The organism is Shinella sp. G-2, from assembly GCF_050172695.1.
Lineage (GTDB): Bacteria > Pseudomonadota > Alphaproteobacteria > Rhizobiales > Rhizobiaceae > Shinella.
Window position 1 is genome coordinate 449,971 of sequence record NZ_JBBEYH010000002.1, and the last position, 23,346, is coordinate 473,316.

The 23,346-nt window shown below is 66.9% G+C and carries 25 protein-coding genes; 7 read left to right on the top strand and 18 right to left on the bottom strand.

Annotation, left to right across the window (positions count from 1 at the left end; genetic code table 11):
- Nucleotides 1–16: 16 nt before the first annotated feature.
- The 4 genes from V8U06_RS06145 to V8U06_RS06160 all read left to right on the top strand — a co-directional run bounded on the left by V8U06_RS06145 (nt 17) and on the right by V8U06_RS06160 (nt 3,170).
- Nucleotides 17–658: a YfbR-like 5'-deoxynucleotidase gene (locus tag V8U06_RS06145; RefSeq protein WP_427139911.1), complete on the top strand. Its 642-nt coding sequence runs from the start codon at nt 17–19 to the stop codon at nt 656–658.
- 2 nt (nt 659–660) lie between these two features.
- Nucleotides 661–1,194 (top strand): tyrosine phosphatase family protein, encoded by a 534-nt coding sequence (locus V8U06_RS06150; protein WP_427139912.1) that lies wholly within the window; start codon nt 661–663, stop codon nt 1,192–1,194.
- Nucleotides 1,191–2,159 carry an NUDIX hydrolase gene (locus tag V8U06_RS06155; protein ID WP_427139913.1) on the top strand — a complete coding sequence of 323 codons (969 nt, stop codon included), beginning with the start codon at nt 1,191–1,193 and terminating at the stop codon, nt 2,157–2,159. The genes V8U06_RS06150 and V8U06_RS06155 overlap by 4 nt, the downstream gene beginning before the upstream one ends.
- A gap of 162 nt (nt 2,160–2,321) precedes the next feature.
- The gene (locus tag V8U06_RS06160; protein WP_427139914.1) at nt 2,322–3,170 is read left to right on the top strand and encodes a mechanosensitive ion channel family protein; all 849 of its coding nucleotides are present in this window, start codon (nt 2,322–2,324) and stop codon (nt 3,168–3,170) included.
- 3 nt (nt 3,171–3,173) lie between these two features.
- Here the strand turns inward: V8U06_RS06160 and V8U06_RS06165 are convergent, their stop codons facing one another.
- The 7 genes from V8U06_RS06165 to V8U06_RS06195 form a co-directional block, all read right to left on the bottom strand.
- A complete protein-coding gene (locus V8U06_RS06165) occupies nt 3,174–3,686 on the bottom strand; it encodes a superoxide dismutase family protein (protein ID WP_427139984.1) in 513 nt (170 codons plus the stop codon).
- 81 nt (nt 3,687–3,767) lie between these two features.
- Nucleotides 3,768–4,673 (bottom strand): carboxylating nicotinate-nucleotide diphosphorylase, encoded by a 906-nt coding sequence (nadC, locus tag V8U06_RS06170; RefSeq protein ID WP_427139915.1) that lies wholly within the window; start codon nt 4,671–4,673, stop codon nt 3,768–3,770.
- Nucleotides 4,674–4,677: 4 nt separating this feature from the next.
- Nucleotides 4,678–5,040, bottom strand: coding sequence for a type II toxin-antitoxin system RelE/ParE family toxin (locus V8U06_RS06175; RefSeq protein WP_427139916.1), 363 nt, complete (start codon nt 5,038–5,040; stop codon nt 4,678–4,680).
- Nucleotides 5,037–5,294: a type II toxin-antitoxin system ParD family antitoxin gene (locus V8U06_RS06180; RefSeq protein WP_226919802.1), complete on the bottom strand. Its 258-nt coding sequence runs from the start codon at nt 5,292–5,294 to the stop codon at nt 5,037–5,039. The genes V8U06_RS06175 and V8U06_RS06180 overlap by 4 nt, the downstream gene beginning before the upstream one ends.
- Before the next feature lie 61 nt (nt 5,295–5,355).
- The gene (locus V8U06_RS06185) at nt 5,356–6,954 is read right to left on the bottom strand and encodes an L-aspartate oxidase (RefSeq protein WP_427139917.1); all 1,599 of its coding nucleotides are present in this window, start codon (nt 6,952–6,954) and stop codon (nt 5,356–5,358) included.
- A 171-nt stretch (nt 6,955–7,125) separates the two neighbouring features.
- Nucleotides 7,126–8,205 (bottom strand): quinolinate synthase NadA, encoded by a 1,080-nt coding sequence (gene nadA / locus V8U06_RS06190; protein ID WP_226919804.1) that lies wholly within the window; start codon nt 8,203–8,205, stop codon nt 7,126–7,128.
- 169 nt (nt 8,206–8,374) lie between these two features.
- Complete coding sequence (locus V8U06_RS06195; protein WP_427139918.1) at nt 8,375–9,610, bottom strand: MFS transporter; 1,236 nt, start codon at nt 9,608–9,610, stop codon at nt 8,375–8,377.
- A 301-nt stretch (nt 9,611–9,911) separates the two neighbouring features.
- Between V8U06_RS06195 and V8U06_RS06200 the strand changes: the two genes are divergently transcribed.
- Nucleotides 9,912–10,904: a magnesium transporter CorA family protein gene (locus V8U06_RS06200; RefSeq protein WP_427139919.1), complete on the top strand. Its 993-nt coding sequence runs from the start codon at nt 9,912–9,914 to the stop codon at nt 10,902–10,904.
- Between the two features lie 21 nt (nt 10,905–10,925).
- Here V8U06_RS06200 and vapC read toward each other — a convergent pair whose 3' ends face one another.
- The 7 genes from vapC to recO form a co-directional block, all read right to left on the bottom strand.
- The gene (gene vapC / locus V8U06_RS06205; protein WP_427139920.1) at nt 10,926–11,324 is read right to left on the bottom strand and encodes a type II toxin-antitoxin system tRNA(fMet)-specific endonuclease VapC; all 399 of its coding nucleotides are present in this window, start codon (nt 11,322–11,324) and stop codon (nt 10,926–10,928) included.
- Entirely contained in the window at nt 11,324–11,557 is a 234-nt protein-coding gene (gene vapB / locus V8U06_RS06210) for a type II toxin-antitoxin system VapB family antitoxin (RefSeq protein ID WP_427139921.1), read from the bottom strand. Before vapB ends, vapC begins: the two co-directional genes overlap by 1 nt.
- A 122-nt stretch (nt 11,558–11,679) precedes the next feature.
- Nucleotides 11,680–12,525 (bottom strand): MOSC domain-containing protein, encoded by an 846-nt coding sequence (locus V8U06_RS06215; protein ID WP_427139922.1) that lies wholly within the window; start codon nt 12,523–12,525, stop codon nt 11,680–11,682.
- A gap of 78 nt (nt 12,526–12,603) precedes the next feature.
- Nucleotides 12,604–13,257: an HD domain-containing protein gene (locus tag V8U06_RS06220; protein WP_427139923.1), complete on the bottom strand. Its 654-nt coding sequence runs from the start codon at nt 13,255–13,257 to the stop codon at nt 12,604–12,606.
- A gap of 38 nt (nt 13,258–13,295) precedes the next feature.
- On the bottom strand, nt 13,296–16,187 hold the full coding sequence (locus V8U06_RS06225) for a DUF2339 domain-containing protein (RefSeq protein WP_427139924.1): 2,892 nt from the start codon (nt 16,185–16,187) through the stop codon (nt 13,296–13,298).
- A gap of 94 nt (nt 16,188–16,281) precedes the next feature.
- The gene (locus V8U06_RS06230; protein WP_226919811.1) at nt 16,282–16,791 is read right to left on the bottom strand and encodes a PaaI family thioesterase; all 510 of its coding nucleotides are present in this window, start codon (nt 16,789–16,791) and stop codon (nt 16,282–16,284) included.
- Complete coding sequence (gene recO / locus V8U06_RS06235) at nt 16,788–17,552, bottom strand: DNA repair protein RecO (RefSeq protein WP_427139925.1); 765 nt, start codon at nt 17,550–17,552, stop codon at nt 16,788–16,790. The genes V8U06_RS06230 and recO overlap by 4 nt, the downstream gene beginning before the upstream one ends.
- Before the next feature lie 255 nt (nt 17,553–17,807).
- Between recO and V8U06_RS06240 the strand changes: the two genes are divergently transcribed.
- On the top strand, nt 17,808–18,542 hold the full coding sequence (locus tag V8U06_RS06240) for a L,D-transpeptidase (RefSeq protein ID WP_427139926.1): 735 nt from the start codon (nt 17,808–17,810) through the stop codon (nt 18,540–18,542).
- A gap of 3 nt (nt 18,543–18,545) precedes the next feature.
- On the opposite strand, the gene V8U06_RS06245 is transcribed toward V8U06_RS06240, so the two are convergent.
- Complete coding sequence (locus tag V8U06_RS06245; RefSeq protein WP_427139927.1) at nt 18,546–18,908, bottom strand: hypothetical protein; 363 nt, start codon at nt 18,906–18,908, stop codon at nt 18,546–18,548.
- A 104-nt stretch (nt 18,909–19,012) separates the two neighbouring features.
- Complete coding sequence (locus tag V8U06_RS06250) at nt 19,013–19,501, bottom strand: SRPBCC domain-containing protein (protein ID WP_427139928.1); 489 nt, start codon at nt 19,499–19,501, stop codon at nt 19,013–19,015.
- A gap of 72 nt (nt 19,502–19,573) precedes the next feature.
- Here V8U06_RS06250 and V8U06_RS06255 point away from each other — a divergent pair, with 72 nt between their 5' ends.
- Nucleotides 19,574–19,897, top strand: coding sequence for an ArsR/SmtB family transcription factor (locus V8U06_RS06255; protein ID WP_427139929.1), 324 nt, complete (start codon nt 19,574–19,576; stop codon nt 19,895–19,897).
- 30 nt (nt 19,898–19,927) lie between these two features.
- Here V8U06_RS06255 and bla read toward each other — a convergent pair whose 3' ends face one another.
- Both bla and V8U06_RS06265 read right to left on the bottom strand, forming a co-directional pair.
- Nucleotides 19,928–20,827 (bottom strand): BKC/GPC family carbapenem-hydrolyzing class A beta-lactamase, encoded by a 900-nt coding sequence (gene bla / locus V8U06_RS06260; RefSeq protein WP_427139930.1) that lies wholly within the window; start codon nt 20,825–20,827, stop codon nt 19,928–19,930.
- 138 nt (nt 20,828–20,965) lie between these two features.
- Nucleotides 20,966–23,275, bottom strand: coding sequence for a Tex family protein (locus V8U06_RS06265; protein ID WP_427139931.1), 2,310 nt, complete (start codon nt 23,273–23,275; stop codon nt 20,966–20,968).
- Nucleotides 23,276–23,346: the final 71 nt, after the last annotated feature.

Here is a 23,346-nt window from a genome sequence, read left to right on the forward strand (position 1 = left end):
GCGGTCGCGTCCTGCAATGAGCGCCGCCGCCCGTCCGAAGACCGAGCCGCGCGCCTGGCAGCGCATGCTGTCCGGCCGCAGGCTCGACCTGCTCAACCCCTCGCCGCTCGACATCGAGCTTTCCGACATCGCCCATGGCCTTGCCCGCGTCGCCCGCTGGAACGGCCAGACGAATGGCGACCATGCCTTTTCGGTGGCGCAGCATTCGCTTGTCGTGGAGACGATCTTCCGGCGGCAGAACCGGTGCGATGCCGGCGAATGCCTGCTGGCCCTGCTGCACGATGCGCCGGAATATGTGATCGGCGACATGATCTCGCCCTTCAAGGCGGTGGTCGGCGGCGGCTACAAGACGGTGGAGAAGCGGCTGGAGGCGGCGGTGCATCTGCGCTTCGGCCTGCCGCCGGCCATGCCCGCGCCGCTGAAGGCAAAGATCAAGAAGGCCGACCAGGTCGCCGCCTTCTTCGAGGCGACGGAGCTTGCCGGCTTCTCCCATGCCGAGGCGACGAAATTCTTCGGCGCGCCGCGCGGCATCACGCTCGACATGATCGAGATCACGCCGCTTCCCGCCGTCGAGGCGCAGCGCCGCTTCGCCGAACGCTTCGAGACGCTGGAGCGCGAGCGCGGATCCGTCACGGTGCCGGCGACAGGGGCGGTGTGACCATGGGCACGATCGTCGTCGCACCGCTGGGAAAGATCGCCGAACTCGCCGTGCGCCACCGCTGCCGCGAAATGCTCAGCCTCGTCGCGCCGAAACAGGGCTTTCACCGCCCGGCCGTCATCGACGCGGCGCGTCACCTCGTGCTCGGCGTCAACGACATCGCCTTTGCCGGCACCGGCAACCTCGTCGCCCCGAGCGACCAGCATGTCTCGGCGATCGTCGATTTCGCCCGGAGCTGGGACCGGCAGGCCCCGCTGCTCGTGCATTGCATGATGGGCGTTTCCCGCTCGCCCGCCGCAGCCCTCATCGCCGCCCTTGCCGTCGCGCCGGACCAGGACGACCATGTGCTGGTGCAGCGCCTGCGCCAGGCCTCCGTGCAGGCGACGCCCAATGCAAGGCTGATCGAGATCGGCGACCATGTGCTCTCTCGTCAAGGCCGGCTCGTCGCCGCCGTCAAGGCCATTGGCCGGGGCGCCGACTATGTCGGCGACAGCCCCTTCGCCTTTTCGGCCGTGCCGGAAAGGGCCGGGACATGAGCGAGAACCACGCCCGCCCGCCCGTCGAAATCGGCCTCAACGCGGCGGTCGTCGCGATTTCCGGCCGTAGCCCCTCGATCCTCGCGACGGCCGGCGACGGGCGCGACGTCCTGCCCTTCGGCCCCTTCGACCCGCAGCAGCACCGCACCTTCGAGACGAGCCTGCGCGCCAGCGTGGAGGCGCAGACCGCGCTGAAGCTCGGCTATATCGAGCAGCTCTACACCTTCGGTGACCGTGGCCGGCAGAAGCTGCCGGACGAGGCCGGCACGCATATGGTGTCCGTCGGCTATCTCGCGCTGACCCGCACCGATGCGGAGGCGAGCGCGCGCCTTGCCGAGGCGGGCGCGGCCTGGCGCGACTGGTATGCCTATCTGCCCTGGGAGGACTGGCGTCAGGGCCGCCCGCCCGTGCTCGACCAGATCATCCTGCCGGCGCTCAAGACCTGGGCGCGCGAGACGGTGCACGAGGAGCGGGCGAGCGCCATGCCGCCGCCGCGCACGCGCCTGCGCCTTGCCTTTGGCCTCGATGATTTTCCCTGGGACGAGGAACGCGTGCTGGAGCGCTACGAGCTGCTCTACGAGGCCGGCCTTGCCGAGGAGGCCGTCACGGACGGCCGCGCGCCCTCCGGTCACGCCTCTCCCGGCATCGCCATGCGGCACGACCATCGCCGCATCCTCGCCACCGCCATGGCGCGGCTGCGCGGCAAGATCAAATACCGCCCCGTCATCTTCGAGCTGATGGCGCCGGAATTCACCCTGACCGAGCTGCAGGCGACCGTCGAAGCCATTTCCGGCCGCCATCTGCACAAGCAGAATTTCCGCCGTCTCGTCGAGGGCGCGGAACTGGTCGAACCGACCGGCGGGTCCACCGCCGCCACCGGCGGGCGCCCCGCCGCCCTCTTCCGCTTCCGCCGCCGCATCCTGGAAGAGCGCCCCGCCCCCGGCCTCAAGGTCGGCATGCGCTAAGCATTTCCAGCAGAAGCGTTGCTTCTGCGTTGGAGAATGCGACAAACCAAAACATTTCCAGCAGAAGCGTTGCTTCTCCGCCGGACACTGCGACCGGAGCAATTCCGGAACCTATCCGGATGGCCGGCATTTGCCCCAGGATGACAATCCGGAAAAGGGCCGATGGAACAACAAGCCAATGAACTGATCGTGGCGACACGCGCCGCGCTGACGCAAGCGAGCGCGCTCGCCGTCCAATATTCCTTCTCCATTCTCGGCGCCTTGGTGCTGCTCGTGCTCGGCTGGCTGCTGTCGCGCCTGCTGCACCGCTGGGCGCTGACGGGCCTGTCGCATGTGCGCGGCATCGACATGACGCTGGCGCACTTCTTCGCCAATATCCTTCGCTATGCGATGCTGGTGCTCGTCTTCGTCACGGTGCTCGGCCAGTTCGGCGTGCAGACCGCCTCCATCATCGCGGCGCTCGGCGCCGCCGGCCTTGCCATCGGCCTTGCCTTGCAGGGCACGCTGCAGAACATCGCCGCCGGCATCATGCTGCTGGTGCTGCGCCCTTTCCGGGTCGGCGAATATATCGAGACGAAGGACGTCACCGGCACCATCACCGAGGTCGGCCTCTTCGCCACCGAGCTGCGCACCAGCGACGGGCTCTATCGCCTTGCGCCGAACTCCACGCTCTGGAACACGCCGGTCACCAATTTCAGCCGCGAGCGCACCCGCAAGCATGACCTCAAGGTCACCGTGCCGAGCGACCGGGATATCGACGACGAGATCGACCGGCTGCTGTCCATCGCCCGCGAGGACCCGATGATCGAGAGCGTGCCCGCCCCGCAGGTCTATGTCGACAGCCTGGAAGACAGCGCCGCCGTGCTGAACCTGCGCTACTGGGTGGCGACGCCAAGCTGGTTCAAGACCACGCGGGAGATGAACCGCCGGGTGCGCATCGCCTTCGGCCAAAACCTTGCGGCCCAGAACCTTGCTTCAAGGCCGGAGCCGGATGCGGCCCCGGCCGAATAGGCCCTATTCGATCACGGCGCAGGCGAGCCGTTCGCCGGCTCCGCCCGCCGGGTTCGTGCGGTAGTCGTCCGAACCCGCATGCACGATCAGCGCGCGGCCGCGAATGCCGCGCTCCTGGTCGTCGAGGCGCACCATGGTGGAATAGATCTGCGCGCGCAGCACGCCGTCGTCGGCGACATACTGGTTGGGCAGGTCGCCGGCATGCGGGCCGTTGGCGGCGACGAAACCGTGCTCCTTCTTGTCCGGATTGAAATGGCCGCCGGCCGATTCATGGCCGCCCGCGTGATCGCAGGTGCCGGTTTCGTGGATGTGCAGCGCCACCCATTTGCGCGGCGTCAGGCCCGAGACTTCCACCTCGAAGAGCACGCCGCCATCGGCGGCCGTCAGATGGGCGCGGCCGGTTTCCGTGCCGGACCGGTCGACGAAATTGGCCTCGGCGGTGTTCTTCGACTGCTGGGCGAGAGCCGGCGCGCCAAGCGCGGCAAGAAGGCCCGCCGTGACGGCGAGCGCTTTGATCTTCGACATGATGCATCCTTCCGTATCCTTGGCCATGGGATTGGCCATAAGCCGGAACGCATCGCCCTTGCGGGTGTTCCGTCAGCGCAGCACGACGTCGAGGCCGATATCGAGCGTCGGCGCGGCCATGGTGATCTTGGAGGTCGAGATATAGTCGACCCCCGTCTCGGCGATGGCGCGGATCGTCTTGAGGTTGACATTGCCCGAGGCTTCGAGCTTCACGCGGCGGGGATCGGCGGCGTAGGCGTCATCGGCAAGGCCCGCGCAGTCGCGGTTGATCTCGACGGCGCGGCGCAGGAGTTCCGGCCCCATATTGTCGAGCAGGATGACATCGGGCTGCGCCTCCAGCGCTTCCTCCAGCTCCTCCAGCGTCGTCACCTCCACCTCGACCTTGACGAGGTGTCCGGCAAAGGCGCGTGCGGCGCGGATGGCGCCCGCGACGCCGCCGGCAACGGCGATATGATTGTCCTTGATGAGGATCGCATCGTCGAGCCCGTAGCGATGCGAGGAGCCGCCGCCCATGCGCACGGCGTATTTTTCCAGCGCGCGCAGGCCCGGAATGGTCTTGCGCGTGCAGCAGACCCTGGCCGGCGTATGGGCGATCTCCCCGGAAAAACGCGCCGTATGGGTGGCGACACCGCACAGATGCATGAGGAAGTTCAGCGCCACGCGCTCGGCCGAAAGCACCGCCCGCGCCGGGCCGGAGACCTTGGCGATGACGGTGCCGGGCGCCAGCCTGTCGCCGTCCTTCACGAAGGCCTCGAAGCGGATCGCCGGATCCATCAGGCGGAAGGCGGCGCGCGCCAGGTCGAGCCCCGCGACCACGCCATCCTCGCGCGCGTTCAGCTCGGCCGTCGCGGTCATCTCGGGCGCGATCGTCGCCTGGCTGGTAATGTCGCCCGCCCGCCCCAGATCCTCGGACAGCGCCGCGCGCACCTGCTCCTCCACCATCAGCGGCGAAAGGACGGGGAGATAGGGGGTGGTCATGGGTTCAATCCTTTTCGGGGCTGTTGGCATCGGCGAGCCACTTCAGCGGCTCCATGCGTTCGTGCAGGACGCGGAGGATGACGACGTGCCGCTCGCCGCCCGCCCCGCTCGCAAGGTGGTAATAGAGAACATGCGACGCCGCGTGACGCCGGGCGGCGGCGCGCGACAGATGCATGGAGCGCACGCCGGGCTGCAGTTCATCCCGCCCGCGCGATGCCGGGCGATAGGGATTGTCTGCAAGCAGCCCGAGCGCATGCTCGATCAGCGCGGCATAGCGCATGGCCTGATCGGCACCGAACGTCGCCACCGTATGACGGGCGATTTCGGCGAGATCCTGCTCGGCCGCGCGCGTCAGCCGGACGATCATGCCTCGCGGACGGCCGCAGCAAAGATGTCGCTGACGGAACGGTCGGAAAACTCGCCCCGCTGCGACTGCGTCAGGCCCGTGTCGACCGCCTTGCGCAGGATCGCGAGTTTTGCCGCCTCGCTCTCCTGTTCCTGACGCATCAACCGCAATGCATCGCGCACGACTTCACTTGCCGAGACATAGGAACCGCTGGCGACGGCATCCTCGATGAAGTCGGCGAATTCCGGTGTGAGACTGACATTCAGTGTGGGCATGGCCATGTCCTTTTGCCCGAGTCTACTCCCGGGCGGCCGATTGTCAATTTTTGCCAATCGCTCACGCCGCCGCCGTTTCCGCAAGCTCCGCCACCACCCTGTCGGCATCGGCGAGGGTGAGGAAGGTGCGGTGTTTCCAGGCCGCCTTCTGCTCCGGGAAATCCGAGCGGAAGTGACCGCCGCGGCTTTCCTCGCGCAGATAGGCGCCGGCGGCGATGAGCTTTGCCGTGGTGACGATGTTGTGGAAACGCATGCGGCTGTTCTCGCGCTCCAGCACGGCGATCTCGCGGATCGCGGCCTTCAGGCCCTCGCGGGTCCTGATGACGCCGACATGATCGCTCATGATGCGGCGCAGGCGCGTCAGCGCCGGGCTGTCCTCGAGCGTCACGAGGTCGTCGCTCTCACCGGCATTCTTGCCCCAGTCGTTGATCTTCGGTTCGGGCAGCATGCCCTTGATGTTCTCCGCGATGCGGGCGGCGAAAACCACCGCTTCGAGCAGCGAATTCGAGGCAAGGCGGTTTGCGCCGTGCACGCCCGTGGAGGTGACCTCACCGGCCGCCCACAGGCCGTCGATGGAGGTGCGGCCCTCCGCATCCGTCAGAACGCCGCCCATATGGTAGTGCACGGCGGGCACGACGGGGATCGGCTGCGTGACCGGATCAATGCCGGCGGCCTTGCAGGAGGCGTAGACCGTCGGGAACATCTCTGGGAAATGCGCGCCAACCGCCTTGGTGCAATCGAGGAAGGCGCCGCGGCCGGCCTGCACCTCGGCAAAGACGCCGCGCGAGACGATGTCGCGCGGAGCAAGCTCGCCGTCGGCATGGATGTCGAGCATGAAGCGGTGGCCGGCGGAATTGACGAGATGCGCGCCATCGCCGCGCAGCGCCTCGGTGGCGAGCGGGGCGGGATCGCGGCCGATATTGATGGCGGTCGGGTGGAACTGCACGAATTCGGGATCGGCGATGATCGCGCCGGCGCGCGCGGCCATGCCGACACCCTGGCCGCAGGCCTCCACCGGATTGGTGGTGACGGCGAAGAGATGGCCGACGCCGCCCGAGCAGAGCACCACGGCGCGGGCCGGGAAATGCACGCGGTTCTTCGCCTGCCCGGCATCCGGCCGCGCCACGACGCCCGAGATGAAGCGGCCCTCGCGCACCAGTTCCTCGACGACATAGCCTTCCAGCACGCGGATCGACGGCGTCTTGCGCACGGCGGCGATCAGCGCCTCCATGATGGCCTTGCCGGCCATGTCGCCCTTGACGCGCACGATGCGGCGCTCGGAATGGGCGGCCTCGCGGGAAAGCAGCAGCTTGCCTTCGAGATCGCGGTCGAAGGGCACGCCATATTCGAGAAGATCGTGGATGCGGGCCGGCCCCTCCGAGACCATGAAGCGCGCCATCTTCTCGTCGACGATGCCCGCGCCGGCCTCCAGCGTGTCGGCGACATGCTTGTCGAAGGTGTCGCCGGGGCTCATCGCCGCCGCGATGCCGCCCTGCGCCCAGGCGGAGGACGCCCCCTGCCCGATGGGCGCGGCGGCGAGAATGGTGACGGGGCGCGGCGCGAGCTTGAGCGCGCAGAACAGGCCGGCAAGGCCGCCGCCGACGATGACGATATCGTCGATGCCGTTCCAGGATTGCGGGCGGAAACTGTCGATGGGCATCTGTCTCTCCTCCGGCGCGCCGGCGCCCCGATCCTTCCTCCCCTGCCAGCCTGCATCCTCACCACCGTCGCCGGCAAGCGGCTCCGGCGGGTGAGGCAGGCTCTCGGCAGGACCGGTCGGTCCGGTCGTCGCGCTGCCTTCTCCTTCAGGCGTGGCCACGGGCCACACCGACTACTGCTTCAGGTTCACCATCCGCTCGACGGCGAGGCGGGCGCGGTCGGCGATTGCCGGATCGACCAGAACCTCCTCCGTCATGTTCACCAGGCTGTCGAGGATCTTCGGCAGCGTGATGCGCTTCATGTGCGGACAGAGATTGCACGGCTTGACGAAATCGACGTCCGGCAGCTCGGCCTGGATGTTGGAGGCCATGGAGCATTCGGTGACGAGCAGCACGCGCGCGGGACGGTTGTCCTTCACATAGTTGATCATGCCCGAGGTGGAGCCGGCGAAATCGCAGACGGCGATGACGTCGGGGTGGCACTCCGGATGGCCGATGATCTCGATGCCGGGATGGGATTCCTTGTAGGCGAGAAGCTCCTGCGCGGTGAAGCGCTCGTGCACCTCGCAATGCCCCTTCCAGGTCAGGATCTTCTTCTTGGTCTGCCTGGCGACGTTCATCGCGAGATATTCGTCGGGAATGCACAGCACCGTGTCGCTCTCCAGGCTCTCGACGACGGCAAGAACGTTGGAGGAGGTGCAGCAGATGTCCGTCTCCGCCTTCACATCGGCCGAGGTGTTGACATAGGTGACGACGGGCACGCCCGGATACCGCTGCTTGAGCAGGCGCACATCCGCGCCGGTGATCGATTCCGACAGCGAGCAGCCGGCCTTCGCATCCGGGATCAGCACGGTCTTTTCCGGGTTCAGCAGCTTCGAGGTCTCGGCCATGAAGTGCACGCCGCACTGGATGATGATCTCGGCGTCCACCCGGGTGGCGTCGCGCGCCAGTTGCAGCGAATCGCCGACGATGTCGGCGACGCAGTGAAAGATCTCCGGCGTCTGGTAATTGTGCGCGAGAATGACCGCGCCGCGCTCCTTCTTCAGCCGGTTGATGGCGGCGACATAGGGCGCATAGACCGGCCATTCGAAGGCGGGGATGAACTGCTTGACCTTCTCGTAGAGGTGCTCGGTCTCGCGGGCGATCTCGGGCGTGAAGGTGAGGTCCGGTCTCTCGACGACGCCGAAGCGCTCGGCGGCGCTGCGCGGACGCGCGGCCTCGCCAGCCGCCGCATGCTGGGCCAGAACGGTCATGACACCCTCCTCTTTCACCGCCTCCCCGGCGGCTTCGCTATTTTGCTCATCTTGAGCATAATAGCCGTAAAACAAAACCGGCATTGGCCGGTGGCTAAGATTTAGAAACTTTTGTGACGCTTTGCAAGGCGCGCCGCCCGATTTCCTTCGGGCGGCGCGCAACGTCAATTCAGGCCATGGCCGGGCGCGCAACGCCCTTTTCCTGGATCGGCCAGTGCACGGCGGCGGCGAAGATGCCGAGCGCCACGCCGAGCCACCACACGGGATCGTAGGTGCCGAAATGGTCGTAGAGATAACCGCCCATCCACACGCCGAGGAACGAGCCGATCTGGTGCGAGAGGAAGACGATGCCGCCAAGCAGGCCGAGATGCTTCGTGCCGAACATGATGGCGACGAGGCCGTTGGTGGGCGGCACCGTGGACAGCCACAGCAGGCCCATGACGATGGCGAAGGCGATGACCGAGGCCGGCGACTTGGGCAGCAGGATGAAGGCCGAGACCGCGACCGAGCGGGCAAGGTAGATATAGGCGAGGAAGTAGGGCTTGGAGTAGCGCTGGCCGATGAAGCCGGCGGCGAGCGAGCCGATGATGTTGAAGAAGCCGATCAGCGCCAGCGCGATGACGGCATAGCGCGCATCGATGCCGATATCGCCGAGATAGGCCGGGAAATGCGCGGTGATGAAGGCGACCTGGTAGCCGCAGACGAAGAAGCCGGCGACGAGCAGGAGATAGCTGCGATGGCCGAGCGCTTCCTTCAGCGCCTCGCCGATCGTCTGCTTGTATTCGCTGGCCGCGGTGATGCCGGAGGAGGAATTGCCGCGCAGCGGAATGGCGACGAGCGGCACGATCAGCATCAGCACGCCGAGATAGACGAGGCTGTCCGACCAGCCATAGGCGCTGATCAGCCCCTGCGAGAGCGGCGCGAAGAGGAACATGCCGGCCGAGCCCGCCGCCGTGCAGATGCCGAAGGCCATGGAGCGCTGCTCCGGCGTGACATTGCGCGCGAAGGCGGACAGCAGGATGCCGAAGGAGCCCGAGCCGACGCCGAGGCCCACCAGCACGCCGCCGCCGACATGTAGCCAGAGCGGCGAGGTGCCGAGCGACATGAGGAAGAGGCCGAGCGCATAGACGAGGCCCGAGATCAGCAGCACGCGCCAGGTGCCGAACTTGTCGGCGATGGCGCCGAAGAAGGGCTGGCTGAGCCCCCAGGCAAGGTTCTGCAACGCCATGGCAAGGCCGAAGGTCGTGCGGTCCCAGCCGGTGTCCTGCAGCATGGGCAACTGGAAGAAGCCCATGGCCGAGCGCGGGCCGAAGGTGAGCACGGCGATCAGCGAGCCGGCGAGAATGATGAGCCAGGGCATCGGCCGGCTCGCGGCCGGGGCCGCAATCGTGGATGGGGCGGACATGAGCATCTCCCGAAGTCAGTGCGCGAAACCTACGTCGCTCGATGGATTAACAAAAGCGAATTTAATTGACCGGGCGATCAGCGCCGTTGATGGGACAAACCGATTCAAGCGGCCGGCGGATGTGCTTGACGGCGCAGGATTTTAGGCGCATGTCCACGTCAGGCGTCACACGGTGCCGCCCCTCAACCGGATAAGATCAATGGACCCCGACAGTCGACAATCGAGAGCCTTCGAGCGACCTGTCCGGTAGCAGCGTCAAGCCTTGCTCCGGACGGCGAGAACGCCCTCCAAGGAGTGAAGCATGCTGCAGATCTATGCCCGCAAGGCTGACCGCTTTTGCCTGCGCGAAATTTCCAACCCGGCCATCGAGCAGGCGATCTCCCCTGCCCTCTGGTACGACCTCCTGACGCCCGCCACCGACGAGGTGAAGGTGGTGGAGGACGCGCTGCACCTTTCCATCCCGACCCGGGAGGAAATGGAGGACATCGAGCTGTCCGCCCGCCTCTACCAGGAGGACGGCGCGTCCTTCATGACCATGACAGCGCTGACCAATCTCGACGGCGACGAGCCGGCCAAGACGCCGGTGACCTTCATCCTGCGCGGCCCGACGCTAGTGACGGTGCGCCATGCGGATGCAAAGCCCTTCGCCACCTTCTGCACCCGGGCGCTGCGCGGCAACGGCCATTCCTACGAGAGCGGCGAAGACGTCATGCTCGGCATCATCGAGTCGGTCATCGACCGCATGGCCGACGTGCTGGAGCGGATCGGCAACGAGATCGACGGCATTTCGCGCGAGGTCTTCCGCGGCAAGAAGGGCTCGTCCGGCAAGAAGACGCGCAACCTCGAGGCGCTGATCGACCAGCTCGGCCGCAAGGGCGATTTCCTCAGCGGCGTGCGCGAAAGCCTCGTCAGCATCGCGCGTCTCGTCGCCTACCATGCCGCGGTGGAAAACCCGCAGCGGCGCCCGTCGAAGGAAATCCGCCAAGTGGTCAAGCTCGTGCAGCGCGACGCCGCCTCGCTCGGCGACCATGCGGCCTTCCTGTCGGGCAAGATCAACTTCCTGCTCGACGCGACGCTCGGCCTCATCAATCTGGAGCAGAACCAGATCATCAAGATCTTCACCGTCGCCTCGGTCGTCTTCCTGCCGCCGACGCTGGTGGCTTCCGCCTATGGTATGAATTTCGAGGTGATGCCGGAGCTGCAATGGCATCTCGGCTATCCCTATGCCGTCGGCCTGATGGTCATCTCGGCGCTGATGCCCTTCCTCTATTTCAAGCGGCGGGGATGGGTGTGACACCCCTTCGGTAGGGGCCGGCTACAGCCAGTTTTCGGTCCTTACCCCCGGCATGCGGACAAACTTCCTGAGATTGTTGGTCACGACGATCAGGCCTTCGCTGCGGGCATGGCCGCCGATCTGCATGTCGTGCGGACCGCAGGGCGTGCCCGCCCGTTCCAGTTCGGCGCGAACCTGTCCGTAATGCGCCGCGGCCTTGTCGCCGAAGGGCAGCACCTCCAGGCGCGCCACGAAATGGTCTATCGCGAGCAGGTTTTCGGCGCGGCGCGCCGACTTCTCTGCACCGTAGTGCAACTCGCCGAGCGTGATGCTCGATATGCAAAGCTGCTCCGCCAGCGCGTTGAACTTCTCGCGCACGGCGGGCGGATAGGTCTTCATCACGTAGATGCAGATATTGGTGTCGAGCATGTAGGTCAGCATCAGAAGGACTCGCGTTCTTCCGCTGCCGGCTGCTCCCGCTCGTTCATGAAATCATCGCTGACGCGCGGCCCGTTCAGGAAGAGATCGTCCCACCGGTGGCCCTGCGGAACGATGATCCGGCTGCGGCCGACCTTGATGATATCGACCACATGCACGTCCTCCGGAAAGGCGACGGCCTTGGGAAGACGAACCGCCTGACTGCGATTGGTGGTAAATACGGTCGAATTGGCCATGCTCCATCCTCCGTGATATCCCGATGGGATATACATAGTATGGAGAGCCCAAAGCTGCAAGGATCAGCATGTTCCTGCCGCATTGTCCGACGCCGAAGCGAGACCGCTTCGGCTGGAAATGCTTATCCCCGCACCTTCATCGGCCAGCGCTCGCCACGTGTCTTGACCACGGTCACGATATCGCCAAGGCGGATTTCGCCCTCGGCGCGCGGCACCGCGTTCCAGCCGAAGAGCACGCCGGGCACCCGGCGGTCGGCGGACATGCGCTTTTCGGCGAGGCCCTGGATCGGGTTGCCGCCGATGCGTTCGCCCGTCATCTGGTCCTGCGTGGTCATGATGCAGCGGGCGCAGGGTTTGACGAAATCGAAGACGATGCCGTTGATCTCGATGGCCTCCCAGAGGTCCTCGGCCCAGGGCTCGTCGCAGGAAAGAAGGATATTGGTGCGGAAGCGGTCCATGCCGACCGGCTCCTGGCCCTTTTCGGCGAGCGTCCGGTTGAGATCGGCAAGCGAGCCGGTGGTGGTGACGAGCACCGGGAAACCATCGGCAAAACCCACGGGGGCCGGCGTGCCGGCCCATTCCTCACCCTCGGCGCGGGCGGCCTGCGCATCCATGTGCACCAGCTTGACCGGCCGGGCGAACCAGTCGGACAGCACCTCGTTCACCGCCTCATCGGCCACGGCGGCATTGACGGGCGTGTCCCAGATGGAGACTTCAAGCCGATCCTCCGGCTCGAAGCTGGCGAAGAGCTGGCGCCCTTCCATTTCGAGATGCAGGCTGTCGCCCACCGCCGTCGCCTCGACGCGGGCGAGCGCCTGAAGTTCGCGCTGGGTGATGAAGCGGCCGTCCGGCTCGACGATCATGAAGCGCCGGTCGCCGGCGAGGCCGTCGAGACGCACGGTGGCGCTTTCGACGGGAATGGCCCGGCCGCTCTTCAGCGGATGAATGTTCAGCCCCTCGATCTTCATGCGACGACCCTTCCTGAAAGTTCGATTCAACGCCCTGCCGGAGCGATTCAATCCGGCGGCACAAAAGCATGTTTTTCTTCAGATTTCATCCAGCAGCATATCGCGGATGGTGCGAAGGCGCTGCGTGCGCTCCCCGGCCATGCGCGCGCCCGCCGCGGTCTGGAAGCCATCCGCCAGCTTGAACAGCTTGACCTCGAAATGGTCGATGGCGAAGGCCTTGTCGTCGAGCGGGCGGTTCTCGCCGAGCGGGTCCATGGGATCGTAAAGGCCGCTGCCCATGCGCCCGGCAATGTAGAAGCAGCGCGCCGCGCCCACCATGCCGATCGCGTCGAGCCGGTCGGCATCCTGCAGGATCTTCGCCTCCAGCGTCCCGGGCGCAAGATTGGCGGAGAAGCTGTGCGTCAGGATGGCATGGGCGACGGCCGAAATGTCCTCGGCGCTCCAGCCCTCGGCAGCAAGCAGGCCGGAGGCCTTTTCGGCGGCAAGGCGCGAGGCCTCGGCGCGCAGCGGCGAATTCTTCTCCACCGCCACACAGTCGTGCAGCAGCACGGCGGCGGCGAGCAGCCTGACGTCGCCGCCCTCCTCCGCCTGGATGCGCCGGGCGTTCTTCCACACGCGGATGAGATGGGCGGCGTCGTGCGAACCGTCATCGGCCGAAAAGGCCTGGGGCAGCAGGCGTTCGGCAAGGTCCCCGAGGGGCGAGAAGGCGGCGGCGAGGCAGGCGAAGGTCATGGGAAATCCGAAGGTGAAACCACCCGAGACCTACCCCGTCACGCCTCGGCGTTCAATTCCGCCTTTTCACCCGTCCCGGACTTTCCCGAGGGGATATTCTGGCCCGAGAGGATCTTCTGGTAGAACAGGCCGATGCCGATCAGCACCGCGCCGAGGCCGATGAAGGAGAGCGCCCGCAGGATGCCTTCCAGATTGGCCATGTCGATGAGGAAGACCTTGATGACCGTGATCAGCACGAGGCCGGCGGAGAAAAGGCGCAGGCTCTTGGAATCGACCCTCGAGCCGATCACCAGCATCAGCACGCCGAGCAGCAGCCAGACGACCGAATAGGTATAGGTCTCCGGCTGGAGGAAGCCCTTCCAGTCGGCGATGTTCTCGCCGTGCCAGTAGCGGCGCACGGACAGCGTGAACCAGGCGAAGACCAGCGCGACGCCCGCCAGCGCCAGCATGATCACATAGGGCAACGGCCGCCGGTCGCGCGCATACAAGGCAAGGCCGCCATAGGCGATGCCGGGCAGCAGGTAGCCGACGAGCAGCAGGTCGAGCACCGGCCACCGTCCGAGCAGTTCGCCGGTGAAATACGGATTGAGGCCGATGAAATGGGCAAGCAGGACCGACAGGACGGAAAGGCCCCCGACGACCATCGAGCCGTAGCGGAAGACCGGGCTCGGCGACTTCAGGTCGAGCGACATCATGATGGCCGAGGCGCCGATGACCAGCAGCGTGTAGGTCGCCTGCTCGCCGAGCGTCGGCACGGAACTGTCGAGCACGCCGCCATTCATGCCATGGCGCACGAGGATGGCGGCCGTCAGCAGCAGGAAGAGGCTGGCGAGCGCCTGCATGAGGTTGCGGATGCGAAGGCCCGGCCAGCGGCGCAGTTCGAAGGCCGAAAGCGCCAGCAGCGCGGCGGGAATGCCGTAGCCGGCAAGAAGCTGGTTGAAGACCGGCGTCCTCGAAAGGTTCGCCGCCCCGACGATGGTCGGTTCCCAGGCGATGCGGCCGGCAACGACCGCGGCGGCGCCCGCCATCAGCCAGGGCAGCACCGGCCAGGGGCGCAGGCGCGTCGCGAACACGGCCGCCGTGCCGAGCGCGACGATACCGAGCGTGGTGGCAAGACCGTCCGTCAGCGCGTGCAGCGCCAGCAGAAGGAAGGCAAAGCCGCCGGCAGCCAGCGCCCATTGCGGAATGAAGAGGCCATCCTCCTCACCCCGTTCGCGGGAAAAGGCTTCCGCCGCGACGAAGAAGACGAGGCCGAAGGCGATGGAAAGCAGACCGTGTTTCAGGTCGAAGCTGAGATTGCCCGTGTTGAGGAAGCTGATGGCCAGGATCGCGAAGGGCACGGCCGGCGCGAGCCCGCTCCAGATCGCCGCATAGAGGGGCGAACCCGGCGCGCGCAGGCGCACCGCCGCAAGCCCGATGGCGGCATAGACGACCGCAAGCGCCAGCATCAGGTCGACCGGCACGGGGCCGAGAACCGCAATCGGCGCGGTGCCTTCCAGCGTCGGCGGCGCGAGCGTGCCGAGCGCATCGATGAGGCCGCCGCCCGGCAGCGCGATCAGCGTGACGGCGCCCGTCATGGCCACGATGGCGGAAAAGAGCGCGGGATAGATCGCCCAGCCGCGCAGCGCGCCAAGCAGCGCCAGCGCCAGCACGAGGAAGACGAAACCGTAGTCCGCAAGCGCGACGGCCGGCACGCTGCGCGCCAGCACCAGCGCGGGGAAAGCGATGGCGAGCGCCCCGGTGATCGACACGGCGATGGCGGGCGGGGTCAGCAGGCGGTCGAGCGCGCCGATGGGCTTTTCCGCCGGAACCGGCGGTTCCTCCGCCACGAGGCCGCCGGGCCAGACGAAGCCATGGCCGAGCGCCAGCACGGCAAGGGCCGTCAGCACCGGCACGACATCCACTACGTCGGCGCCGGCGAGATAGAGCACGGCCCAGAGCGCCATGCCGGCATTGGCAAGCGCCGGCACCACCTGCCAGCGGCAGATGCGCGCGGAGAGGAAGGTGGCGAGCCAGGCGACGCCAAGGAAGCCGAAAAGCCCCCAGGGGCTCGGATCGTTGGTCGAGACGAGCGCGGGCGTGAGCAGCGAGGCGAGCAGGCCGAGGCCGGCGAGCGCCTGCCCGTGCAGAAGAGACAGGCCGATGGTCGCGAGCGAAACGGCGGCCAGCAGCGCGAAGGCCGTCAGCGGACCGAGATAGCCGTAGAACTCATGGGCGACATAGGTCACGGCGAAGAGCGTGACGGCGCCGGCGGCGGTCAGCACGCCGGGAATCATGGCGTTCTGGAAGGCGTTGGCGATGAGCGGCTGGGTACGGCGGCGCAGGACCTCGCCGACGGCCATCAGCGCGAGGCCGAAGAGAGCCGCCAGCGACAGGCGCACGGCCGGGTTCAAGAGGCCCGCCTCGATGGAATATTTGACGAGGAAGATGCCGCCGAGCGCCAGCGCGATGCCGCCGACCCAGACGGCCCAGCGTGCGCCGATGCGGCTTTCCAGGCTTTCCCGGGGTTTTGCGGGGGCGGCGGCGATTGCGTCCGCCGTCGTGCTGGCGGCGCTGACGTCCGTCGCGGCCGCAGCTTCGGCCGGCCCGGCAGGCGCGCCGCCGAAGATCACGCGGCCCCTCGCCGCCTCGCTCGCCGCGGCCCAGGGGCTGTCGAAGGCTTCGGGCGCCGGCTCTTCGAGGGCGCCGTGCGCGGGCGGGTCCTGCCTGAGGGTGTCCGCATCGAGGGCTTCCGCGCTGGCAGTTTCCGCCGCGTCCACGCCGACCTGCGCCACGGTCTCCGCCGGCAGCGCGATGCCGGCAGCCTTCAGCGCATCGACCTCACCCTTGAGGCGCATCAACTCGTCGCCGAGCTTGTGGTGGCTGTTTCGCGCGGCAACGAGCGTGTAGAGCGCCACGCCGATGGCGATCAGGGAGAGGATTTCGAGCATTGCGACTCCAGACAGCACGATCCGGGCGCAGACTACCCGGTTTTTTCCAAACGCCAAATTGGAGGACGTTTCGGCGCGGCGATCTCTTCGCCGGTCAGCGCATCAGGTTTTCGATGGGGAAGATGGCGCAGGTTTCCGTGCCATGGGCGAGCAGCTTGCCCTTGCCGTCGCGCAGCCAGGCCTCCGAGGTGGCGATGGTGCGGCCGCGATGGACGATCTTGCCCTCGCAGAACACCTCGCCCATGCCGGGCAGGACGGGGCGCACGAGGTTCAGCTTGAACTCGATGGTCGTATAGGCCTCACCCGGCTTGATGACGGAGAACACCGCGCAGCCGAGGGCCGAATCCATCACCGTCGCCGTCCAGCCGCCATGCACGGTGCCGAGCGGATTGAGATAGTCGGCGGAGGGCATGCCGGCGAAGACGACGCGCCCCTCCTCCACCTCGGTCATGCTGAAGGTGAGCGTCTTGGCCATGGACGGGGCCGGCAGTTCGTTGGCCAGCATGGCCCGCAGCACCGGCAAACCGCCGTCGCGCTTCACCACGTCGAGCGGCAGCGTGCCGATGCCGCCGACCGTCAGGCCCGGATAGATTTCGACCGTCATGCGCTCTTCTCTTTCTGTTGCTCGTTCTTCGACGCATGGAGCGCCTTCAGCGCCGCCTGCACGAAGCCCTCGCGGGCGCTGGCCAGTTCCAGCCCGCGCGGCTCGCAGACGTGCCGGTTGAGGAAGAAGGCCGTCAGGCGGAAGCCGTCGGCAAGGGCTGCGGCATCGGCGGCATGGCGGCTTTCATCGCCGAGGAAGGCCGGCAGCGCCAGCATCTTGTCCGCCCAGGGCGCGCCCGCCGCGCGCGAGACGGCGCGGCCGGATTTCGGCGAGACGTAGCAGAGATCCTGACGGCTGCCGGTGGCGACGCATTCGAGGAGATCGAGGCCGAAGCCGAGGTCGTTCAGCACGGCGAGCTCGAAGCGGATGAACAGTTCGCCCGCATCGGCCGGCTCGTGCAGGTGATCGAGAATGACGGCAAGCGCCTCGTAGAGATGGGGATGGGGATCGCGCTCCGGCAGGAAGCGCAGCAGCGCCGCCATGGCCTGCACGCCATAGACGGCGGTCGCCGTCTCCATCAGGCGGCCGGCGCGCAGCTCCAGGGGTTCGATGCGGAACTCGCCGAGATGTTCGTCGAGCCGCGCCCGCCAGGTCACGTCGACGGAATTGCCCGGCTGGAGCACCGGCTGCATGGTTCGTGAGCGGCCGCCGCGCACCATGCCGAGATGCCGCCCGCGCCCATGCGTCATCACCTCGACGATGACGGACGTCTCGCCATGGCGCCGAACGCCCAGAACGATGGCTTCATCACTCCATTGCATGGCAAAGCCTTACGCTGTCGGCGAAGCGGGAGCAAGCGCGACAGGCACGGCCCGGCCCGCCGGCGGAGAACGGGAAGGAAGGCCGGATGCAGGGACGGCGCGCGCCTGCGACGGAACCGCGCGTGGCCGTATGGCAACACCTAAGCCGTTGCCACAGTTTCGCTTTCTTCTCGCCCTGCCCTCGCCCCCTTTGCCTTTGAAGACCCGGCCGAAGGCCGCAAAGGCCGCAGTGCAGTTCCAGATACAGGTGCCCTTATGTGTGTGTCCCGCGCCCTTTCGCTTCTCCTCCTTGCCGCAACGCTTGCCGGCTGCGCCACCACCGCGCTGCCGGTGAAGAAGAAAGGGCCGGACCCGATGCATGTCGCCATGTACGGGCCGCATCCGGACGAGCGCTTCCCGCTGCCGGCGATGGACATCAGCCGCGTCAACCCGAAATATTTCCGCCAGCAGGTGGCCTATCAGACGATGGAGCCGGCCGGCACCATCGTCATCGATACGCAGAACCGCTTCCTCTACCTCGTGCAGGGCGAAGGCATGGCGATGCGCTACGGCATCGGCGTCGGCAAGGCGGGGCTCGAATTCGAGGGCACGGCGCGCATCGGCCGCAAGGCCGAATGGCCGCGCTGGACGCCGACGCAGAACATGATCGAGCGCGAGCCGGAACGGAACCTCAAATGGGCCGGTGGCATGGAGCCGGGCCTGACCAATCCGCTCGGGCCGCGCGCGCTTTACCTCCACAAGGACGGCAAGGACACGCTCTTCCGCATTCACGGCACGTCCGAGCCGTGGTCGATCGGCAAGGCGGTGTCGAGCGGCTGCGTGCGCCTGTTCAATCAGGATATCATCGATCTCTATAGCCGCGTGCCGGCGGGAAGCCGCGTCGTCGTGCTGCAGCATCAGACGCCGATGGGCGAAACCACGCCGATGGCGGCAAATCAGACCACGCCGATGGCGGGTGGCGACGGGCTCATCCCGCCCGCCGCCATCTGAGGCCTACCAGGCCTCGGGCTCGCGGACCATGTGCACGATATTGGCCGGGTTCATGATCCAGCCGCCGCGAAAACCCTCGCCCAGATCCTCGACGGCGTCGCAGCGCACGACGCCGTTTTCTTGGAGATGGCCAAGCGCCACGGCATGGTCGGGCGCAAAGAGTTCGAGCCAGACCTCGGCCTGGCTATAGGTCGGCGCCTCGTCGATCCACAGCCGGTTTGGCCCCAGCAGAAAGCCCCTGGCCGGCGCCTTCTCGTCGAAGGGCGGTAGGCCCACCACGTCGCGATAGAAGGCAAGGGTCGCTTCGTACTGGTGCGAAGGCACCTTCATGGCGATGTTGATGCCGCCGCTGATTTTCGCCGTCATGGCACACTCCTTTGACATACCGACCGAAGCGGCACCGCTTGCGCGCCGGATAAAATACTGAAGATGCTGGAGACGCCGGCGAACGACCGTTCACCGGTGCCCCCTCAGGTAAAATCCTGCTGCTCGGACGTGACGACGCCCTTCATCTCGCTCGGATAGTAGCCGTCGCGCAGGTTGATGCCGTATTCGACATAGGCCTTCATGCAGGCCAGCATCTGCGACCAGCCCTCGCAGTTCATGTAGGAGGACTTCTGGCCGCGCGCATCCTCGCGCCAGCCGGTCTCGGCGATGGTCACCATCGTGCCGCCGTCGTCCAGCGGCTTGAAGCGCATCTCGACGCGCGTCTTGTAGGGGTCCTCCCCCTCCTCGACCATGGCATCCCAGCGAAAGACGATGAGGGCGTCCTTCTCCACCTTGTCGACGATGACGGGGGCCATGCCCCACCAGGTCACCGTCGTGCCTTCGACGAGCGGCGCGCTCGCGCCGCCGATGGTGGTGAAATAGCCGCTCAGCTTCTCAGGGTTGACCACGGCGTCGAAGACTTCGGCCACCGGCTTGCCGATGCGCCCGTTCACGCGGAATTCCAGCGTCATGCCGTCCTCCTTCGGGCGCTATCGCCCTTGCTTTGTCTTGTACCTAGAGAAAATATGTTATAAAAACATAACATGTCAAGCGAATCGCAACAGGATGCCGTTTTCAAGGCCCTCGCCAACGGGAAGCGGCGCCAGATGCTGGATGCGATCAGGGACGCGCCGCTGACAACGGGCGCGCTGTGCGAGCGATTTCCGGAGATGGACCGCTGCACGGTCATGCAGCACCTCAAGGTGCTGGAAGAGGCGGAGCTTATCATTCCCCGCCGCGAGGGCCGCGAGCGCTGGAACCACCTCAACGCCCTGCCGATCCAGGCGATCTCCGACCGCTGGATCAGCCAATATGCCGGTCATGCGATGAGCGTGCTTGCCGCCCTCAAGGGCGATCTCGACGGGTGAGGCGCCGCCTTCCGGCGACGCCCCGAAAGGTCAGGCCTCGGCGGCGATGCGACCGATCTCGGCGATGACGGCATTGCGCTCGTCGCCAGAAATGCCGGGGATCTCGCAGAAGGCGGTCACGACGATCGCGCCACGGTCCGGCGACCAGGCGATAGCCACGTCATTGGCATTGCCGGCCTTGTCGCCGTTGGTGCCGGTCTTGTCGCCCACCGTCCAACCGGCCGGCAGGCCGGCGCGCAGCCGCGTGTCGCCGGTCTTGTTCATCACCAGCCAGGCGGCAAGCTGCGCCTTCGAGCGCGGCGAGAGCACATCGGCGAAGATCAGCCTGTGCAGCGTGTCGGCCATGGCGACGGGCGTCGTCGTGTCACGCTCGTCATCCGGCGTTTCGTGATAGTTGAGCGCCGGCTCCGTGCGGTCGAGGCGCGTGACGTCATCGCCTGCGCCGCGCAGGAAGGCCGTCAGCGCCTTCGGCCCGCCGGAGGCGGCAAGCAGCAGGTTCGCCGCGCCATTGTCGCTGAGCGTGACGGCCGCCTCGCAGAGTTCGGCGACCGACATGCTGCCGCCGACGCGCTTTTCCACCGCCGGCGACCATTCGGAAAGGTCGGACTTGCGGATCCTGACGGCGCGGTCGAGCGTCTCTTCCTTGCGGTCGACGCGGGCGAGGATATGCGCCGCGAGCAAGGCCTTGAAGGTGCTGCACATCAGGAAGCGCTCGTCGGCGCGATGGCCGACCCGTGCACCCGTCGCAAGATTATGTATGGCAACGCCGATGCGGCCCTTGTGGCGCGCCTCGAGGTCGGCCAGCCGCTTTTCCAGCCCCGCGCCATCGGCGGCGCTGGCGGCACCGGCGCTGCTGGCAAGCGCGGACACCGCGGGAATGGCAAGGAGAGCGCCGGCAAGCGCATGCCGGCGTGAAATCGTGATCGTCATTCGATGTTTCCTGTCTGTCGGCGACGGGGACGCATCCCGTCCCCGCTTCGTTTGAGCCCGCCCATGCCGCGACTATGCGCAACGGCATGGCTCAGGACAAACGACGATTTCTGCCGGCAGCCATTAGGAAAACTAGGGCTACTTGCGCTTCATCGCCTCGGCGAGCGCGGCGCCGAACGCGCCCTGCGCGGGCGCCTGCTGCTTCGGCGCGGCCTGGCTGAACTTCGGCTTCATGCCGGAATTGCGGTCGTTGCGCGGGCTCTCGTCACGCCCGGCGGACGCGCCGCCGTCCTTGCGCATGGTGAGGCCGATGCGCTTGCGCGGCACGTCCACCTCCGTCACGCGCACCTTCACCACGTCGCCCGCCTTCACCACCTCGTGCGGGTCCTTGATGAAACGGTCGGCAAGCTGGGAGACATGCACGAGACCGTCCTGGTGCACGCCGATATCGACGAAGGCGCCGAAGGCGGCGACATTCGTCACCGTGCCCTCCAGCAGCATGCCGACCTTGAGGTCCTTGATGTCGTCGACGCCGTCGGCAAAGGTCGCGGTCCTGAATTCCGGACGCGGGTCGCGGCCGGGCTTTTCCAGTTCGGCGAGGATATCCTTGACCGTCGGCAGGCCGAAGCGCTCGTCGACGAAGACCTTCGGGTCGAGCTGCTTCAGCGCGGCGCTGTCGCCCATCAGGGCGCGCAGGTCGCGCCCGCAGGCCGCGACGATCTTCTTGGCGACGCCATAGGCTTCCGGGTGCACCGAGGAGGCGTCGAGCGGCTCCTTGCCGTTGGGAATGCGCAGGAAGCCGGCGCATTGCTCGAAGGTGCGCGCGCCGAGGCGCGAGACCTTCATCAGTTCCTTGCGGCTCTCGAAGGGCCCATTGGCGTCGCGATGCGCCACGATGGCCTCGGCCGAGGACTTGCCGAGACCGGAGACGCGGGCGAGCAGCGGCGCGGAGGCGGTGTTGAGATCGACGCCGACGGCGTTCACGGCGTCTTCCACCACCGCGTCCAGCGAGCGGGAGAGCTTGCCCTGGTCGACATCGTGCTGGTACTGGCCGACGCCGATCGACTTCGGCTCGATCTTGACGAGTTCGGCCAGCGGGTCCTGCAGGCGGCGGGCGATGGAGACGGCGCCGCGCAGCGACACGTCGAGATTGGGGAATTCGGCGGCGGCCGTTTCCGAGGCGGAATAGACCGAGGCGCCGGCCTCCGAGACGATGACCTTGGTGGGCTTGGGCGCGGGAAGCACGGCGAGCATGTCGGCGACCAGCTTTTCCGTCTCGCGGCTGCCGGTGCCGTTGCCGATGGCGATCAGCTCCACCTTGTGCTTGCGGATGAGGCTGGCAAGCTCGGCCTGCGTGCCGCGCACGTCGTTCTTCGGCGGGAAGGGATAGACCGTCGTCGTCTCCACCACCTTGCCCGTATTGTCGACCACGGCCACCTTGACGCCCGTGCGGATGCCCGGGTCGAGGCCCATCGTGGCGCGCGTGCCGGCGGGCGCGGCGAGCAGCAGGTCCTTCAGATTGCGGGCAAAGACGCGGATCGCCTCTTCTTCCGAGCGTTCCCGCATCTCGCGCATCAGGTCGAGCGACAGCGACAGGGAAAGCTTGACGCGCCAGGTCCAGCCGATCGCCTCGGCGAGCCACGTGTCGCCCGGCTTCGTGCCGATGGCGTAGAACGAGGCGATGATGCGCTCGACGGGCTTGACCGGCTCGGTGCTGTCCTGGTCGACGACGATGTCGACCGACAGGAACTCCTCGTTCCAGCCGCGCAGCATGGCGAGCGCCCTATGGCTCGGCACGCCGGACCAGCGTTCGGTATGGTCGAAATAGTCGGAAAACTTCGCGCCGGCTTCCTTCTTGCCGTCGACGACGCGGGAGCGCAGGAAGGCATTGTCCTTCATGTAGTCGCGCAGGCGCTTCAGGAGATCGGCATTTTCGGTGAGCTGCTCGGCGACAATGTCGCGCGCGCCCTCAAGCGCGGTCTTCACGTCCGTGACCTCGGCCGAAAGGAAGCTTTCGGCGAGCTGCGCCGGCACCCGCGCCCGGTCGGCAAGAATCTGCTCGGCCAGCGGGCCGAGGCCGCGCTCGCGGGCGATTTCCGCCTTGGTGCGGCGCTTGGGCTTGTAGGGCAGATAGATGTCCTCGAGCTCGGCCTTGGTGGTGACGGCGGCGATCTTGCCGGCCAGCTCGTCGGTCAGCTTGCCCTGCCCGGCGATCGATTCGAGAATGGAGGCGCGGCGCGCTTCCAGTTCGCGCAGATAGGTCAGCCGTTCGGAGAGCACGCGCAGCTGCGTGTCGTCGAGGCCGCCGGTCACTTCCTTGCGGTAGCGCGCGATGAAGGGCACGGTCGCGCCCTCGTCGAGAAGCGCCACGGCGGACGTCACCTGGGCGGACGTCGCCTTGATCTCGGCGGCGATCAGGTTCGCGATCTTGAGCGGCGTCGGGGCCATGTCGAAACTCCTCGGGCAGTGCGGCAACTTTCTTCGGACTTGCTCATAGAGAGCCCCCGATGGCAAGCCAA